Source organism: Polynucleobacter sphagniphilus, assembly GCF_029892205.1.
GTDB lineage: Bacteria > Pseudomonadota > Gammaproteobacteria > Burkholderiales > Burkholderiaceae > Polynucleobacter > Polynucleobacter sphagniphilus.
Genome location: NZ_JARXVX010000002.1, coordinates 439,721 through 454,805, shown reverse-complemented (window position 1 = coordinate 454,805; position 15,085 = coordinate 439,721). Strand labels below are relative to the sequence as shown.

At 42.7% G+C, this 15,085-nt stretch carries 16 protein-coding genes and 1 tRNA gene; 10 read left to right on the top strand and 7 right to left on the bottom strand.

All coding sequences use genetic code 11. The features are described 5' to 3' along the window. Window positions 1-2 precede the first annotated feature (2 nt). A complete protein-coding gene (locus M2125_RS06675; RefSeq protein WP_076023920.1) occupies window positions 3-419 on the top strand; it encodes a CHRD domain-containing protein in 417 nt (138 codons plus the stop codon). Between the two features lie 464 nt (window positions 420-883). On the opposite strand, the gene M2125_RS06670 is transcribed toward M2125_RS06675, so the two are convergent. Genes M2125_RS06670 through M2125_RS06660 form a run of 3 tightly spaced genes read right to left on the bottom strand, consistent with a single transcriptional unit; the run spans window position 884 to window position 2,004 of the window. After that, a complete protein-coding gene (locus M2125_RS06670) occupies window positions 884-1,384 on the bottom strand; it encodes a DUF6933 domain-containing protein (RefSeq protein ID WP_076023919.1) in 501 nt (166 codons plus the stop codon). A gap of 16 nt (window positions 1,385-1,400) precedes the next feature. Next, on the bottom strand, window positions 1,401-1,709 hold the full coding sequence (locus M2125_RS06665) for a HigA family addiction module antitoxin (RefSeq protein ID WP_280742761.1): 309 nt from the start codon (window positions 1,707-1,709) through the stop codon (window positions 1,401-1,403). A 16-nt stretch (window positions 1,710-1,725) separates the two neighbouring features. Beyond that, complete coding sequence (locus M2125_RS06660; protein WP_280742747.1) at window positions 1,726-2,004, bottom strand: type II toxin-antitoxin system RelE/ParE family toxin; 279 nt, start codon at window positions 2,002-2,004, stop codon at window positions 1,726-1,728. Window positions 2,005-2,228: 224 nt separating this feature from the next. Here M2125_RS06660 and M2125_RS06655 point away from each other — a divergent pair, with 224 nt between their 5' ends. Beyond that, the gene (locus tag M2125_RS06655; RefSeq protein WP_280742746.1) at window positions 2,229-2,771 is read left to right on the top strand and encodes a hypothetical protein; all 543 of its coding nucleotides are present in this window, start codon (window positions 2,229-2,231) and stop codon (window positions 2,769-2,771) included. Window positions 2,772-3,068: 297 nt separating this feature from the next. Here the strand turns inward: M2125_RS06655 and M2125_RS06650 are convergent, their stop codons facing one another. Further along, window positions 3,069-3,725 carry a DsbA family oxidoreductase gene (locus M2125_RS06650; RefSeq protein ID WP_280742745.1) on the bottom strand — a complete coding sequence of 219 codons (657 nt, stop codon included), beginning with the start codon at window positions 3,723-3,725 and terminating at the stop codon, window positions 3,069-3,071. 98 nt (window positions 3,726-3,823) lie between these two features. Further along, entirely contained in the window at window positions 3,824-4,288 is a 465-nt protein-coding gene (locus M2125_RS06645; RefSeq protein WP_076023914.1) for an Hsp20 family protein, read from the bottom strand. Between the two features lie 467 nt (window positions 4,289-4,755). Between M2125_RS06645 and htpG the strand changes: the two genes are divergently transcribed. From htpG to M2125_RS06630, 3 genes are all read left to right on the top strand, one after another. Then, the gene (gene htpG, locus M2125_RS06640; RefSeq protein WP_280742744.1) at window positions 4,756-6,657 is read left to right on the top strand and encodes a molecular chaperone HtpG; all 1,902 of its coding nucleotides are present in this window, start codon (window positions 4,756-4,758) and stop codon (window positions 6,655-6,657) included. Between the two features lie 20 nt (window positions 6,658-6,677). Continuing rightward, window positions 6,678-6,752 (top strand) — tRNA-Gly (locus M2125_RS06635). Between the two features lie 207 nt (window positions 6,753-6,959). Continuing rightward, on the top strand, window positions 6,960-7,838 hold the full coding sequence (locus M2125_RS06630; RefSeq protein ID WP_280742155.1) for an NAD(P)-dependent oxidoreductase: 879 nt from the start codon (window positions 6,960-6,962) through the stop codon (window positions 7,836-7,838). Here M2125_RS06630 and M2125_RS06625 read toward each other — a convergent pair. After that, window positions 7,835-8,731 carry a DMT family transporter gene (locus M2125_RS06625; RefSeq protein WP_280742743.1) on the bottom strand — a complete coding sequence of 299 codons (897 nt, stop codon included), beginning with the start codon at window positions 8,729-8,731 and terminating at the stop codon, window positions 7,835-7,837. The genes M2125_RS06630 and M2125_RS06625 overlap by 4 nt on opposite strands. A 119-nt stretch (window positions 8,732-8,850) precedes the next feature. On the opposite strand from M2125_RS06625, the gene denD reads away from it, so the two are divergent. Beyond that, the gene (gene denD, locus M2125_RS06620; protein WP_280742742.1) at window positions 8,851-9,825 is read left to right on the top strand and encodes a D-erythronate dehydrogenase; all 975 of its coding nucleotides are present in this window, start codon (window positions 8,851-8,853) and stop codon (window positions 9,823-9,825) included. Between the two features lie 12 nt (window positions 9,826-9,837). Here denD and M2125_RS06615 read toward each other — a convergent pair whose 3' ends face one another. Then, a complete protein-coding gene (locus M2125_RS06615) occupies window positions 9,838-10,638 on the bottom strand; it encodes a FadR/GntR family transcriptional regulator (protein WP_280742152.1) in 801 nt (266 codons plus the stop codon). A 193-nt stretch (window positions 10,639-10,831) separates the two neighbouring features. Between M2125_RS06615 and M2125_RS06610 the strand changes: the two genes are divergently transcribed. The 4 genes from M2125_RS06610 to otnC all read left to right on the top strand — a co-directional run bounded on the left by M2125_RS06610 (window position 10,832) and on the right by otnC (window position 15,063). Further along, a complete protein-coding gene (locus M2125_RS06610) occupies window positions 10,832-12,133 on the top strand; it encodes an MFS transporter (RefSeq protein WP_280742741.1) in 1,302 nt (433 codons plus the stop codon). Window positions 12,134-12,199: 66 nt separating this feature from the next. Then, complete coding sequence (ltnD, locus tag M2125_RS06605) at window positions 12,200-13,099, top strand: L-threonate dehydrogenase (RefSeq protein WP_280742740.1); 900 nt, start codon at window positions 12,200-12,202, stop codon at window positions 13,097-13,099. A 27-nt stretch (window positions 13,100-13,126) separates the two neighbouring features. After that, window positions 13,127-14,404 carry a 3-oxo-tetronate kinase gene (otnK, locus tag M2125_RS06600; protein ID WP_280742019.1) on the top strand — a complete coding sequence of 426 codons (1,278 nt, stop codon included), beginning with the start codon at window positions 13,127-13,129 and terminating at the stop codon, window positions 14,402-14,404. Continuing rightward, window positions 14,401-15,063 carry a 3-oxo-tetronate 4-phosphate decarboxylase gene (otnC, locus tag M2125_RS06595; RefSeq protein ID WP_280742020.1) on the top strand — a complete coding sequence of 221 codons (663 nt, stop codon included), beginning with the start codon at window positions 14,401-14,403 and terminating at the stop codon, window positions 15,061-15,063. Before otnK ends, otnC begins: the two co-directional genes overlap by 4 nt. Window positions 15,064-15,085: the final 22 nt, after the last annotated feature.

The following is a 15,085-nucleotide window of genomic DNA, read 5'->3' as shown; positions in this document are numbered from 1 at the left end:
AGATGAAGATGAATCATATTTTTGCAAAAGCTGCTTTAGTAATAGGTGTTGGGATCGCCTCATGTGGCGCATATGCCCAATCCATGAAAGTGACTCTCACTGGCTCTCAAGAGGTGCCCCCAGTCATGACCTCCGCATCCGGAGTGGGTGCAATCATGGTTGCTCCAGATGGTTCAGTATCAGGAACAATTACCACCTCAGGTATTGATGGAACAATGGCGCATATCCATGAAGCTCCTATGGGGCAAAATGGTCCCGTGATCGTGCCATTTACTAAGACTTCGGATAATGTTTGGTCAGCCCCTGCTGGCGCTAAATTAACCGAGGCTCAGCTACAAAGCTTGAAGAGCGGCAATCTCTATCTGAATATCCACAGCGCTACAAATAAGCCGGGCGAAATCAGGGCTCAGCTCAAGTAATGTGAATTTAGATACATCCTTACCCCTAGATTTCTGAGCCACTAAAAACACCTTTGGGTGGTTTTTTTGTTAATCGTCCACTATGGGTCGGAAGCGGCCTATCGTCAATAAAGTATTTGAGGTGACAAGCGTTACTTTAAGTAACGCTTATTCACTTAAAAGTAATTTGGAACAACGAAGTGCTAAACGGTTGTTCCAAATTTTCTTTGGTTTTGAAAACCAAAGAGCGAGCCAGCACTTCCTTTAAATCCCTGAATTTGCTTGCGCATTTGCTTACACACCGACACTGACCACCCGCAGATCTTCTGTTTATATGACTCTATCTTGGATGTCTGCTCTCATAATCCTTTGGTCCCAGGTTCAAGTCCGGGTGGGCCCACCAGAAAAGCAAACCCTCATCAGAAATGGTGAGGGTTTTGTCTTTTGGGCGTTACTTTAAGTAACGCTGGTATAGGATCTATAAATCAGTGAATTGTTCCGCTCAGAGCGAATTCCCTAAGAGCATTACCAGGCGTGATTGTACTTTTGTAAAGTGGTCCACAGGGAGTGTCGGCCATCATCATTGAAAGTGAGTAGCAATCATCTGCATAATGCATGGACTGATAGCCTTCTAGGTGATAGGTGAACATATTCAAAATACCAATGATGCTGCGATTAGTTGATTTGCAATACACCACCTTTTCAAGATGATCTAATTCCTGTCGCATAAAAGATTCGCTTACACCTTGAGCAAGCAGGATCTTAAATAGGTATTGTGGGAATCGCTCTACTAGGTTTAATGCCGGGGCTAGAGGCATCAACACTGGTAGCAGGGTTCTTTCATTTACAAACAAGGCTACCTGTGGTTTTGAAAATATTGCTTTAGCATACCAGTTACCCAAAATATTGTCTCCCTTTCCAGCGGGTTCGTTGACGCCTGAAGAGACTCGATCTAATAATTGTTTTGAGCAGTGTAAATAAAACATTGAAAAGTGTCTCTGATTAGGTTAAGGCTGGAATCAATGCATGTGTAACTCTAGGTAGTCCAGATTTACGAACTTGCCATAAGTCATAGGCTGCCTGTAAACCTAGCCAAACGCTAGCACTACCTCCATTTTTCTCGCCTAACCATGCCTCAATACGAAGAGCCATTTCTGGAGAAATACCAGCTTTACCATTGATCACTCTAGAAAAAGCAGCTCGAGTTACACCAAGCTGTTCTGAAGCATCTGTTACGGTTAGTTTTAACGCTGGAAGAATATCCTCTTTCAGAGTAAGGCCTGGGTGGGGTGGGTTATACATTTTAGTCATCATCATTCCTATTCTTTTAGTGATAATCTTGATAATCAACAAGTATTACATCTTCACCTTCAAATTTAAACGTCATTCGACAATTTCCATTTACCGAAATTGAATAGTGATCCTTTAGCTTATCTTTTAAAAGATGCAATCCCCAACCAGGTATATTCATATCTTCCCATTTTTTTGCAACATGTAATCTAGCTAGCTGCCTACTTAGCTTATTCGCATGAGCCGTCTGGATTCTAGACTTTTTACCTGTTTCAAAAAAGAGCTGTAAGCCTTTATGGCGAAATGTTTTAATCATGATGTATCGTATACTGATACTATACGATATGCAACTAGTGTAGTTAAATTATTAATCAATCGTTTTTCTAAGTATTGTTTAAAGTAACGTTCATCACCCCCATATTCCCCCAAAATCTCCCCATAAACCATCGCAACTAGCCACACTTTCTTTTGGCTAAATTGATCACTGTTTTTCCTCCAATCAGATTGTCCTAGCCTAGTGTCAGAAGCTAAAGTATGTGTATGTCAAATAAAAAAGAAAGTACACATCAACTCATACACCGTAACCTAACCCTCTATCAGCGCGAGCATAGTGCCGTATGGCAATGTCGCTATAAGGTAGATAACAAGTGGATTAGAGCTACAACTAAAGAAACCCAGTTTGATTTAGCGGTGAATAAGGCTAAAGAGCTATTGGTAGAAGCAGAAATTCGTAAACGCTCTGGCATCCCAGTGGTTACCAAGCGCTTTAAAGATATCGCTATATTAGCTATTGATCGGATGGAGCGAGCCATAAAAGGTGGCTTGGGTAAGTCAATCTATAAAGACTACATCCGCATCATTAATGAGCACTTCATCCCTAGTCTTGGGCAAAGACTCATTACCAATATTGACTACGATGCTCTGCAGCAGTACTACGATGACCGTGAAGCTAAGTATGGCTTAGCGCTATCGAACAGCAATCGCAAAACACAAAATGCTGCATTTAACAGGGTATTTGATGAAGCCATTGTTATTTATAAGATGCTTTATCTACCTATTTCTCGCTTTTTAAGCCTCAGTTAATTGGGTGTTGTTGGGCAGGTGTCAATTATTCGAGACTAGCTTCCCCATCCGTGCGATCAACATAAGTTTTTGGTTTCCAGTGAACATCGAGCTAAGCTTCAGTATGAAAGTGCTGCTGGAAGTGTTGAGATGAGATGGCACGCACCTAAGCAAAGATCCGAATCAGTAAATGATGAAGACATAGTCCAGGGAGTAGTGAGGGCTACGCAAAATTGAAGTCTTTGATCCTCTAATCAAGTACTGGTGTACCCTCCAGAAAAAGTAAACGCTCTTCAGAAATGATGAGAGGTTTTGGTATTAATGATCTTGGATGATTTTCTCAAATGCGTTTATGAACGACTGAGGAGCCTGAGCACCCTGTAAAAGATATCGATCATTTAGAATGATGGCGGGTACAGAGCGAATATCGGCGTTTGTATAAGTAGCTTCTTCATCCCGAACTTCTTTTGAAAATTCTTCTCCTTCTAGTATCTGTTGTGCTCTAGCTATATCTAATCCCGCTCGATTAACTGCATCCAATACATTGGCATGATCATCTAGATTTACTGCAAGGCAAAAGTAGGTAATCAGCAATTCTTTTTTTAAGACTGCTTGCTTTTGTAGGCCATGATCTTTGGCAGCCCAATACAGCAAGCGGTGCGCATGAAAAGTGTTGTATACCCTTTTTCGACCATCAGGGTGAAATTCAAATCCGGCTACAAGTGCCTTTGTCCTTATATTGGCTTGATTGATTTTGACTTGCTCCACGGCCAAGCCATATTTTTCAGTAAGGTGTTCTATGGCATCTTGACCGCCTTGGGCCATGTTGGGGTTAAGTTCAAATGGGCGAAAATGAACTTCAAAATTTACCCTCTCACTTAATGCGGCCATAGCTTGATTGAGATTACCTAAGCCCACGGCGCACCAAGGGCAAGCTACATCGGATACGTAATCTATTTTGATCGTTGACTTCATTGACTTTATTCTACAGAAGCCTACCGAGAATAGGTATTTATCAATGCAGTTTTTAAGTAATTGGCTAGCCCAGATATTTCTGAGTCAGCCGATCTTCTTTATGCCGCTTCTTTGACTTCCTCAATAGCAAACTTTGAGTTGCCACCAATCAAAATCTTACGCGGCAGTTTTTCTTCGGGAATCACATTTTCTAACTTGATAATGAGCAAGCCATTCTCGATATCTGCAGAGCGCACAATCACAGTCTCTGCCAATGTAAAGTCGTGGCTAAAATCCCGATTAGCAATTCCTTTGTATAGGTATTCTCCTGTTTGCTCAGTCTTCACTTTGCCGATAACCGTGAGTTTATTACCCTCGGCGGTAATATCAAGCTCATCATTTTTAAAGCCAGCCACTGCAATTTCTATTGCATAGTCGCGTTCATTTTTCTTGATGATGTTGTATGGAGGGTAGCTTAGCGCTTTGTTGAGCGTTTCTCCGGAATTCATTTCTTCAATCGCATTAATCAGGCGATCAAAGCCAACAGAGCTTAGTAAAACATTTCTACCAAATGGATAAGACATCGTTTTCTCCTTAAATTAAGCAAGTTCACAATTTCCTGGACCCCGAAGGCATCCAGTTAAGCAATACTTAAGGGTTAATTTTTTAGATTTCAAGGGGCTTGAAATTAGATTTTTTTGCCCATAAATAAATAAATGACGGCAAATATTCCCCATTCAAAAAAGGGTTATTTACTGCTGTCATCTTCAGGGAATTTAATAGCAAACTGACCTAATGGAGAAAATAAAATGCTCGATGCTGACCATTTAGAGCCCCAGGAAAATACCCGGGAGCCCATTACCAGACCCAAGCTAAAGCGCTTGATTCTGGAATACCTGCAAAAGAGAAGTCGGAAAGAAATTCTGTTGGAAGACCCTTGCGACCAGGACTCAGGCTCCCTCGAATAGGCGTTCAAAGGCTTTTTGGGGTCTTGAAATCGCCAACAATATCCCCAAATAAGGTTGATTATTCTTTTATGGGAAATGAAAAAATGACTGTTGCTACAAAAGAAACACTTGGATTTCAAGCGGAAGTAAAGCAGCTTTTGCAGTTGATGATCCACTCCTTATATTCCAATAAAGAAATTTTCTTACGTGAGCTTATCTCGAATGCTTCAGATGCTGCTGATAAGTTGCGCTTTGAGGGAATTGCTCACCCAGACTGGTATGGGGATGACCCAGAGCTGAAGATTAAGGTCGAATTTGATAAGGCCAGCAAAACAGTAACCATTTCTGACAATGGAATTGGCATGAGTAGGGAAGAGGTCATCAACAATCTGGGTACGATTGCACGCTCGGGCACAAAAGAGTTCTTTGCTAAGCTCTCTGGCGATCAGCAAAAAGATGCAGCTTTAATTGGTCAATTCGGTGTGGGCTTTTATTCTGGATTTATCGTGGCCGACCGAATCACTGTAGAGACTCGTCGAGCTGGACTTCCTCCATCTGATGGTGTTCGTTGGGAGTCTGATGGTTCTGGTGTATTTACAATCGAAACCATCGACCGCCCGCAACGTGGAACTTCAATTACCCTACATCTGCGCGAAGGTGAGGATGACTTCCTCAACTCATACAATCTTAAATCGATTATTCGCAAGTATTCAGACCATATTTCTTTGCCAATTCAAATGCGCAAGGAAGAGTGGGATGAAGATAAAAAAGAGCAGGTGATTCGGGATGAGTTTGAAGGCATCAATCAATCATCGGCACTGTGGGCTCGAAATAAAACAGAGATTACAGAAGATCAATATAACGAGTTTTATAAGCACCTATCTCATGATTATGAGAATCCCTTGTGCTATTCATTGAATCGAGTCGAGGGTAGAAGCGAATTTACGCAGCTGCTCTATGTACCAGCGCGTGCACCATTTGATCTGTGGGATCGCAATAAGCGGGGTGGTATTAAGCTTTATGTGAAGCGTATTTTCATTATGGATGACGCTGAGAAGCTGATGCCAATGTATCTTCGCTTTGTTACTGGCGTGATTGATTCGGCTGATTTGCCTTTGAATGTCTCTCGAGAAATCTTGCAAGAGTCTCGTGATATCAAAGTGATACGGGAAAGCTCTACTAAGCGTGTTTTGAGTATGCTTGAAGAATTAGCTAGCAGCGAAGATGAGGGCAAAAAGGAGAAATATCGCACTTTCTGGACCCAGTTTGGTCAGGTCCTTAAAGAGGGTGTAGGTGAGGATCAAGCGAACCAAGAGCGTATTTTCAAGCTTCTTCGTTTTGCAAGCACCCATACTGATTCTTCAGAGCAAACCGTGTCCTTAGCTGAGTATGTTTCTCGTATGAAAGAAGGGCAGGACAAAATTTACTATGTCACTGGCGAATCATTTAATGCTGCTAAAAATAGTCCGCATTTAGAAATCTTCCGCAAGAAGGGTGTTGAAGTGCTTTTGCTGTCTGATCGTGTAGATGAGTGGATGCTCTCATTTATCACCGAATTTGATGGTAAGCAGTTGGCATCTATTGCCAAGGGTGACTTAGACTTGGGAAGTCTGAGTGATGAAAAAGAAAAGAAAGAGCACGAGGAAACTGAGAAGCAATTCAAAGACCTGGTTGATCGTATGAAGAAGGTCTTGGAGAATAAGGCAAAGGATGTGCGTGTTACATTCCGCTTGACCGATTCCCCTGCCTGCTTGATTGCTGATGAAAATGAGCTTTCTGGAAATTTATTGCGAATGCTAAAGGCTGCCGGTCAAAATGCGCCAGATATGAAGCCCATCTTAGAAATTAATCCAGAACATCCATTGTTATCAAAACTAAAAGATGACGATCAGAAATTTGATGAGTGGACTAATCTCTTGTTCGATCAGGCCCTCTTGGCGGAGGGTGGGCAGTTAAATGATCCAGCAGGTTTTGTAAAACGCATGAATCATTTGCTATTAAATTAACCCGCTATCACTCTTCTGCTGCGGGTGTCGTATAACGGCTATTACCCTAGCTTCCCAAGCTAGAGACGAGGGTTCGACTCCCTTCACCCGCTCCAGTAATTTGATAAGCATGACTTCGGTTAATCACCATTCCTCTAAAAGTGCTTTGGGGTAATGAGGCGTTAGACGGTTGTTCTAAAAAATCCTTAGCTCCTAGCTTCAAGTCCTGGTGGGCCCATCAGAAATGGTGGGGGTTTATTTATTCAGAAGTACTTAAAATAGATTTTATCAACTGGGTGGATAGCAAAGAGGATAAAAAGGCTATGAAAAAAATTGGAATCATCGGCATTGGCAAAATGGGTAATGCTATAGCTATCAACTTAATAAAGCGTGGATATGCGGTAAATTTTTATACCCGTCGTCCCGGCTATTTCGAGGATAGGGTTATTTCAAGCGGCGGAAGCAAGAAGATTACAAAGGCTCAGCTAGCTCATGATTCACAAGTCATTCTGTTGTGTGTTACAGGAACGCCTGAAGTTGAGCAAATCATCTACGGTGAGGATGGCCTATTGGAAAGCATACTGCCTGGAACGATCGTCATTGACTGTAGTACATCCATCCCAGAATCAACCTTAAGAATTGCTGCGGATATTGAGGGGAAGAACGCGTATTACTTGGATGCGGCTTTGGCTCGCACTCCAAAAGAGGCGGAAGAAGGCCGGCTTAATCTATTGGTTGGTGCAAGTCAGGAATTATTTGATCAATGCCTACCAATTTTTCAGTGCTTTGCAGAAAATATTGAGCACGTTGGACCATTAAGCTATGGACATCGTTTAAAGCTAATTCATAATTTTGTCGCTCTTGGTTTTTCTGCCGTAATGGCTGAGGCGGTTGCCTGTGCAAAGGCTGCCGATATTGACATGAATTCGTTACTCGCAGTCCTTTCCAAGGGTGCCGGCGAGGGTACGATTATGCGGCGTTTTCAGCCCTATATTCTTGAGCAAGATGACGCAAGTTTTCGATTTACCATTTCCAATGCTTCTAAGGATATTGAATATTACTTGGCGATGGCTAAAGAGCACAACGCTTCGTCTGAGATGGCTAAAACGGCTGGAAAAATGTATGCAAATGCTGTAGTTAGAAGTGATCCAGAATCAACCGTGCCAAAAATGATCGATATTTTGGGTATAGCGCCTGCTTAAGTTTTTACTTTTATCACTGGCATTCTTTTGCCAATGGCTACAACTATTAAAACCGCGCTTGCAAAGAAGATGTTACTGATTGTTAAAGGTTCAAATACCAAAACACTCGATAGCGCGAGAGTACAAAAAGGTTGTAAAAGTTGTACCTGTCCGACATGAGCTATGCCGCCCATAGATAGGCCGGTGTACCAAAAGATATTGCCAACATAAGCAGAGAAAACGCTCACAAATATCAGCGCCATCCATGCTTGCAATGACGCATCCATAATAGGTGTAATAGAAGTCGCCGCTTGGGTGAGGTAGTAAATAGCAATTGGCAAGCTGGGTATAAGGGTAATAATAGCTACCCACGAGATGACTGCTATGCCACCCATTTTATGTGAAAGATTACCTGCCTCAGCATAACCATAGGAGGCTGAGGCAGCAGAGAGCAAGAGGGCAATATCGCTTGCTTGTAGAGTGCCATCACTTTGTTTAATGGAAAACGCAATAACCAATCCACTACCAATAATTGCAGTAATCCAAAATCCACGTGACGGCCTTTCGCCAAAACGCAGCGTCGCGAATAAGGCGGTGAGTAGTGGAGAGATGCCTAGAACAATTCCACCATGAGAGGATGGCAAGTTCTGCATTGCCATCGCAATGGAAATCGGAAAAACAAACGAAATTAGAACAGAAATGATTGCAAGAGTTGGAAGACCATTTCTTTTCGGAAGTGAAATATTTTTGATTAGCAGGTAAATTAAGGTTGCCAACCCTGCGATAGTGGCTCTGTAAAAAGACAGTGGCACGGCTCCAAAATCTGACACCGCCATTTTTGTTGCAGGCAATGTCATGCTAAAAATGACTACACCTACCAGGCCGAGCCAAAGCCCTTTAGTTTCTCTATCCAAATCGAAGTCTCATCATGATTTTTTTGCATTTATTAGCAAGAAGTTTACTAGAGGCTTGTTAGTATCGATCTCTGTTAAATTAAACATTTCGCATCAATAAAAGATTAGAGACGCTGATTATGAAGGTATTAATTACTGGTGGGGCTGGTTTCTTGGGGCAAAAACTTGCTAAGCAATTGTTGAATCAGGGTTCCCTGAAAGATTCTGAGGGTATGGTTCAAAAAATTGATGAGCTAATTCTTGTTGACGTGGTTCAGGCCAATGATTTTGGGGATTCCCGTGTTCAGGTAATCGCGGGTGATATCGCCGATCCTAAACTAATCAAAGGTTTAATTACTCCTGACATCAAATCGATATTCCATTTAGCTGCAATAGTGAGTGGACAGGCTGAGGCTGACTTTGATTTGGGTATGCGTATCAATTTGGATGCAGCCCGTCTATTGCTAGAGACTTGTTGTGAAGTAGGGCATAAACCAAAAATCATCTTTACTAGCTCTGTTGCGGTTTACGGCGGCTCCCTCCCAGAAGTTGTATTAGATACAACAGCACTTAATCCACAATCATCCTATGGAGCGCAAAAAGCCATTTGTGAATTTTTGCTTAATGACTACACTCGAAAAGGTTTTGTGGATGGCAGAGTATTGCGTTTACCCACAATCAGCGTTCGCCCAGGCGCTCCCAATAAAGCGGCATCTTCTTTTGCAAGCGGCATTATTCGTGAACCTTTAAATGGCAAGTCATCTATTTGCCCAGTTTCATCAGAATTACGGATCTGGTTACTCTCCCCGCGATATGCTATTGAATCTTTAATTGCTGGCCATGATTTACATTCAAGTGTTTTGGGCTTAAATAAATCAATCAATCTTCCTGGCGTATCGGTCAGCGTGGGTGAAATGATCGAAGCGCTTTGTAAGGTTGCAGGTGAAGAAGTGGCTTCAAGAATTTCAATGGAGCCAGATCCAAAGGTAGAGGCCATTGTCAGAAGTTGGCCTGGATCTTGGGATGCCAGCAGAGCCAAGAGCTTCGGTTTAAAAGCAGATCCTAATTTTGAAAGTATTGTGCAGGCTTATATTGAAGATGAGTTGAAGAGCTAAGACCTAATATAGTTAAGACTTCGGGATATTTTCAACAATATCTCGTGCTAAAGCACTACCTTCTTCTTTCCAGAAGCTTCTGTCGGCGAATTTAAGTCTCTCTGCAGCATTGATCATATGCCTACTGGCAGCTTGGCGGGCCAAATCGGCATTTCCAGAGGCAATTGCTGCAACTATTGCTTCATGTTCCTCTTGAACTTGTAGCGCAAAGTCTACTCTTCGATCCTCATTGGCTCTAGTAACACTGGTGGCTGCCCGAAGAGAATAGGAAAAAGTATCTACAAACTTGAGCCAATAAGGATTTCCGGTTGCCTGAGCAATCAGCATGTGAAAACGTACATCCTCTTCAACACCACATTCTCCTGCATTCGTTGCTTTTTCAATTTTTCTAAGAGCATCTTCAATGTCTGAGAGTTGCCCTGGCGTTCGTCGAACTGCAGCTAGTGCTGCTATCTCAGATTCAATCCCTCTTCGCACTTCAATAATGTCTTGCAGCGCATGCACAGATTGTTCGGTGACCTCATTCACCATTTCTGGATTGGGTTTGAACTTTTCTCCAATAAAAGTGCCGCTACCTTTACGAGACTCCAAAACCCCATCAGTCTTGAGGGTAGCAATTGCTTCACGAACTACTGTTCTGCTTACCTTGAAGTGTTTAGCAATAGTTGATTCAGAGGGAAGACGAGTTCTTGGACTTAAATTGTTTGCATGAAATTGAGTCAGCAGCGTATTGGCAATACGCGAACCAAGGCCTCCTGCTGAGAAGTGGCTTTTTTTAATTTCTATGTTTGCTAGTTCCAGAAATTGACTCATGAGCAACGATATGAAAAGTTGTCTAATTTAAATTAGAAAAAGTATACAACTTATTAGGGTAAAAGCTAGATATAAATCGTTGACCCCTATATTTTTTATGATTAGGATCCCTATGGTTAAGTTGTATAAAAGTTGTATAGTATCTTACAGAAAAATAAACGCTAATTTAATTTAGCCTCACAGGGAGACAGTAATGACTACTGCAAGTACGGGTACCCCGAGTGCCTTTGAAGATTTAACTTATAAGAAAGTCGCATGGCGCATCATGCCTTTGCTCATGATTTGCTACATCGTGGCATATCTTGACCGAGTCAACGTTGGTTTTGCTAAATTGCAAATGTTGACTGACTTAGGTTTTAGTGAGGCAGTTTATGGTTTTGGTGCGGGCGTATTCTTCTTTGGATATTTCATTTTCGAAGTGCCTAGCAACATCATCCTGCATAGAGTAGGCGCCCGAGTATGGATTGCTCGAATTATGGTGACTTGGGCAATAGTTTCTGGTGCCTGCATGTTTGTAAGTACACCAAGCTCCTTCTACATCATGCGCTTTTTACTGGGCTTGGCCGAGGCTGGCTTCTTTCCTGGCATCATTTTGTACCTCACATACTGGTTCCCATCGCAACGCCGCTCAAAAATTGTTTCAATCTTTATGGCTGCAATTCCTTTAGCAGGATTAATTGGCGGCCCTCTATCTGGTTGGATCATGGAGTCAGTTGCTGGTCTTAATGGCCTTACTGGATGGCAATGGATGTTTATGCTTGAGGCAATCCCAGCAGTGGTTTTGGCTGTGATCGTTTTCATTTACCTGGATGACAATATTAAAAATGCAAAGTGGCTTAATGCGAAAGAAAAAGCATTGTTAGCTGCCGATATTGAATCTGATCAGCAAACTAAAGTAGACCATGGTTCATTCGGTGCGATTCTTAAGGATGGACGTCTTTGGCTTGGTATCGTGGTGTACTTCTGTATCGTGATGGGTCAATACGGACTAACCTTCTTCTTGCCAACATTAATTAAGACTGCTGGCATCAAGGGAGTATTGAATATTGGCTTATTTACTGCAATTCCTTATGGTGCAGCAGTGATTTCCATGATTCTCTTTGGTCGTAGATCGGATAAAACTCGTGAACGCCGTTGGCATTTGGTTGTACCGATGTATATGGGCGCGATTGGTTTAACTGGAAGTGCACTTGCTGGTACAACAAATACTGAAATTGCAGTTGCCTTTTTGACCTTAGCGGCTGCTGGTGTATTGTCAGCTACGCCATTATTCTGGGCATTGCCAACATCTTTCCTGGCTGGGGCATCTGCAGCCGCAGGTATTGCTGCAATTAACTCCGTTGGAAATCTTTCTGGCTTTTTTGCACCATTTTTGATTGGTGCTATTAAGGACGCAACGGGCTCTTCGAATATTGGACTTTACGTTATTTCTGGCGTGCTAATTATTGGATCTTTTGCAGTTCTTAAATTCCCTGCGAAATTAGTCAACAAGTAAGCGTTCAGTAAATTAAGTGCCATCTGCATTGGATAGCGATGGCACTTTTTATTTAAAAGGTAAAAAATGAGTTCCCAGAAAAAATCCGTTGGTGTTATTGGTCTTGGTGCAATGGGACGTGGAATGGCGGGTTCGTTGCGGCGTGCAGGTTATGAAGTCTATGTTGCCGATGTTCGTAGAGAAGCTGCCGAAGAATTTGTTAAAGATGGCGGCGTTGCATGTTCGTCCCCAGCAGAAGTAGCTAAGCATTGCGACATTCTGGTGAGTGTTGTAGTCAATGCCGCACAAACAGAAGAAGTGTTATTCGGCAAAAATGGTGCAGCAAATGCAATGAAAAAGGATTCCGTTTTTGTGATGTGTTCTACGGTTGATCCTCATTGGTCTGTCGCATTAGAGGAGCGCTTAAATGATATGGGAATACTGTACCTAGATTCCCCGATCTCAGGAGGCGCCGCAAAGGCTGCTTCTGGCGAGATGACTATTATGAGCGCTGGCAAACCGCAGGCTTATGCCAAAGTAAGTGGCGCATTAGAGGCGATGGCTGCTAAAGTCTATCGCCTGGGTGATAGTGCTGGTGCTGGTAGCAAAGTGAAGATCATCAATCAGTTGTTAGCAGGCGTTCATATTGCAGCTGCTGCTGAAGCTATGGCATTGGGCTTGCGTGAAGGGGTTAATGCAGACTCACTATATGAAGTGATCACTAATAGCGCTGGCAATAGTTGGATGTTTGAGAATCGTATGGCTCACGTGCTGGCCGCCGATTACACCCCACTATCTGCAGTAGATATCTTTGTTAAAGATTTGGGATTGGTTTTAGATACGGCTAGGGCAAGTAAGTTTCCATTGCCGCTGAGCTCAACGGCTCACCAAATGTTTATGCAAGCATCGACTGCAGGATTTGGGAGAGAGGATGATTCAGCGGTAATCAAAATATTCCCTGGAATTGAGCTTCCAGTTAAAAAATAAATTATTTAGAAGAAAAGATATTTACTTATGGCTGTATTGTTGGGTTGCATTGCAGATGATTTCACAGGCGGTACTGATTTGGCTGGCATGCTAGTCAAGTCTGGGATGAAGACAATCCAATTAATTGGTGTCCCTACTGAGCCAGCACCAGATGATTTTGATGCAATCGTAATTGCTTTGAAGTCCCGCACAAACCCAGCAGCGGATGCCGTTGAAGAATCACTGCGTGCTTTACAGTGGTTAAAAAAGCAAGGTTGCCGGCAGTATTACTTTAAGTACTGCTCAACATTTGACTCAACTTCAAAGGGTAATATTGGTCCAGTAACTGAGACTTTAATGAAAGCGCTCAATGCAAAATTTACAATTGCTTGTCCAGCATTCCCGGCCAATAAGCGAAGCATTTACAAGGGGCATTTGTTTGTTGGTGATGAGCTATTAAGTGAGTCGGGTATGCGCAATCATCCTCTTACTCCTATGACAGATTCAAACTTGGTGCGAGTACTGCAAGCGCAAGTAAAAGGAAAAGTTGGACTTACGGATTACACTTTTGTTAAGGGCGGTGCCAGTCTAATTGATCAGCGTTTCGCTGATTTGCAAAAAGAGGGGTATCAATTTTCGATAGTGGATGCGCTTTCTGATGCTGATCTATATAGCATTGGTGCAGCCTGTGCCGATTTGTCTTTAGTCACGGGCGGCTCTGGAATAGCTATAGGATTGCCAGAGAACTTTAGAAAAAAAGGCCTACTTAAAATTACTGAAGATGCCAATAAGCTGGGGGCTGTTCGCGGCCTCAAAGCAGTTATTGCAGGTAGCTGTTCTTTAGCTACTCAAGAGCAAGTGCGGGTCATGAAAGAAAAATCTCCCGCATATTTTGTTGACCCCATTTCCTTGTTCGATGGTAAAGATGTGGTTGCAGAAGCGCTTGCTTGGGCATCTGAAAATATTGCAAAAGGCCCGCTCTTAATCTATGCCACGTCAGCTCCAGATGTCGTGAAAAGTATTCAGGAGAAAGTGGGTGCAGATAAAGCGGGCGAGATGGTAGAGCATGCTCTTGCACAAATTACTCAAGGCCTTATCAAGCTTGGTGTTGGTCAGTTAATTGTGGCCGGTGGCGAGACTTCTGGTGCGGTAGTGAAGGCACTCGGCATCTCTGGCTTGAGAATTGGTCCTGAGATTGCCCCGGGAGTACCTTGGACCAAGGCTGTTTTTGAACAGTCAGATAATGAGTCCTTGGTGCTGGCATTAAAGTCCGGTAACTTTGGTGGCCCTCAATTTTTTAATGAAGCCTGGGATTACATTCAATGATGATTTCTATTAACGCTCAGTCTGAAGAGTCAAAGCAACGTGAAAAAATAGTTGAGTTTGGAAAATCCATTTTTGACAGAGGGCTTACCGCTGGCAGTAGCGGCAACTTAAGTGTTCGCTTGGATGATGGTTGGCTTTTGACTCCAACTAACGCGTCTCTAGGTCGTTTAGATCCCGCCACCCTTACTAAATTAGATTGGGATGGCAACATGGTCAGCGGATTGCCACCCTCTAAAGAAGCGTTTTTACATCGTGCAATGTATAAGACCCGCAGTGGCGCAAAAGCGATTGTGCATTTGCACTCAACCTATTCCACTGCAGTTTCATGTATGTGTGGATTAAATCATGATAGCTGCATACCTCTTCTCACTCCTTACTTTGCAATGAAGGTGGGGCGCCTACCATTAGCTCCATATCACCGCCCAGGTGATCCTGACTTAGCTTCGGTAATTGAAAGCTTAGCCGTCAAAAATTCTTCGGTACTGCTAGCTAACCACGGCCCAGTTGTTTCTGCTAACTCCATTGAATCTGCCGTTAATGCTGCAGAAGAGCTAGAGGAGACGGCTAAGCTATTTTTGCTCCTTAAGGGAGTTGAGACTCGTCCATTGAATGAGACGCAGATTCAAGATTTAAAAAAACAGTTCAACCTCGATATTTAATCATTTTTGCTCAAGGGTATAT

Bases quoted from the DNA above. Each gene is read 5' to 3' on its own strand.
- M2125_RS06675 (WP_076023920.1), top strand. From the start codon at position 3: ATGAAGATGAATCATATTTTTGCAAAAGCTGCTTTAGTAATAGGTGTT.
- M2125_RS06670 (WP_076023919.1), bottom strand. From the start codon at position 1,384: ATGTTTTATTTACACTGCTCAAAACAATTATTAGATCGAGTCTCTTCA.
- M2125_RS06665 (WP_280742761.1), bottom strand. From the start codon at position 1,709: ATGACTAAAATGTATAACCCACCCCACCCAGGCCTTACTCTGAAAGAG.
- M2125_RS06660 (WP_280742747.1), bottom strand. From the start codon at position 2,004: ATGATTAAAACATTTCGCCATAAAGGCTTACAGCTCTTTTTTGAAACA.
- M2125_RS06655 (WP_280742746.1), top strand. From the start codon at position 2,229: ATGTCAAATAAAAAAGAAAGTACACATCAACTCATACACCGTAACCTA.
- M2125_RS06650 (WP_280742745.1), bottom strand. From the start codon at position 3,725: ATGAAGTCAACGATCAAAATAGATTACGTATCCGATGTAGCTTGCCCT.
- M2125_RS06645 (WP_076023914.1), bottom strand. From the start codon at position 4,288: ATGTCTTATCCATTTGGTAGAAATGTTTTACTAAGCTCTGTTGGCTTT.
- htpG (WP_280742744.1), top strand. From the start codon at position 4,756: ATGACTGTTGCTACAAAAGAAACACTTGGATTTCAAGCGGAAGTAAAG.
- M2125_RS06630 (WP_280742155.1), top strand. From the start codon at position 6,960: ATGAAAAAAATTGGAATCATCGGCATTGGCAAAATGGGTAATGCTATA.
- denD (WP_280742742.1), top strand. From the start codon at position 8,851: ATGAAGGTATTAATTACTGGTGGGGCTGGTTTCTTGGGGCAAAAACTT.
- M2125_RS06615 (WP_280742152.1), bottom strand. From the start codon at position 10,638: ATGAGTCAATTTCTGGAACTAGCAAACATAGAAATTAAAAAAAGCCAC.
- M2125_RS06610 (WP_280742741.1), top strand. From the start codon at position 10,832: ATGACTACTGCAAGTACGGGTACCCCGAGTGCCTTTGAAGATTTAACT.
- ltnD (WP_280742740.1), top strand. From the start codon at position 12,200: ATGAGTTCCCAGAAAAAATCCGTTGGTGTTATTGGTCTTGGTGCAATG.
- otnK (WP_280742019.1), top strand. From the start codon at position 13,127: ATGGCTGTATTGTTGGGTTGCATTGCAGATGATTTCACAGGCGGTACT.
- otnC (WP_280742020.1), top strand. From the start codon at position 14,401: ATGATGATTTCTATTAACGCTCAGTCTGAAGAGTCAAAGCAACGTGAA.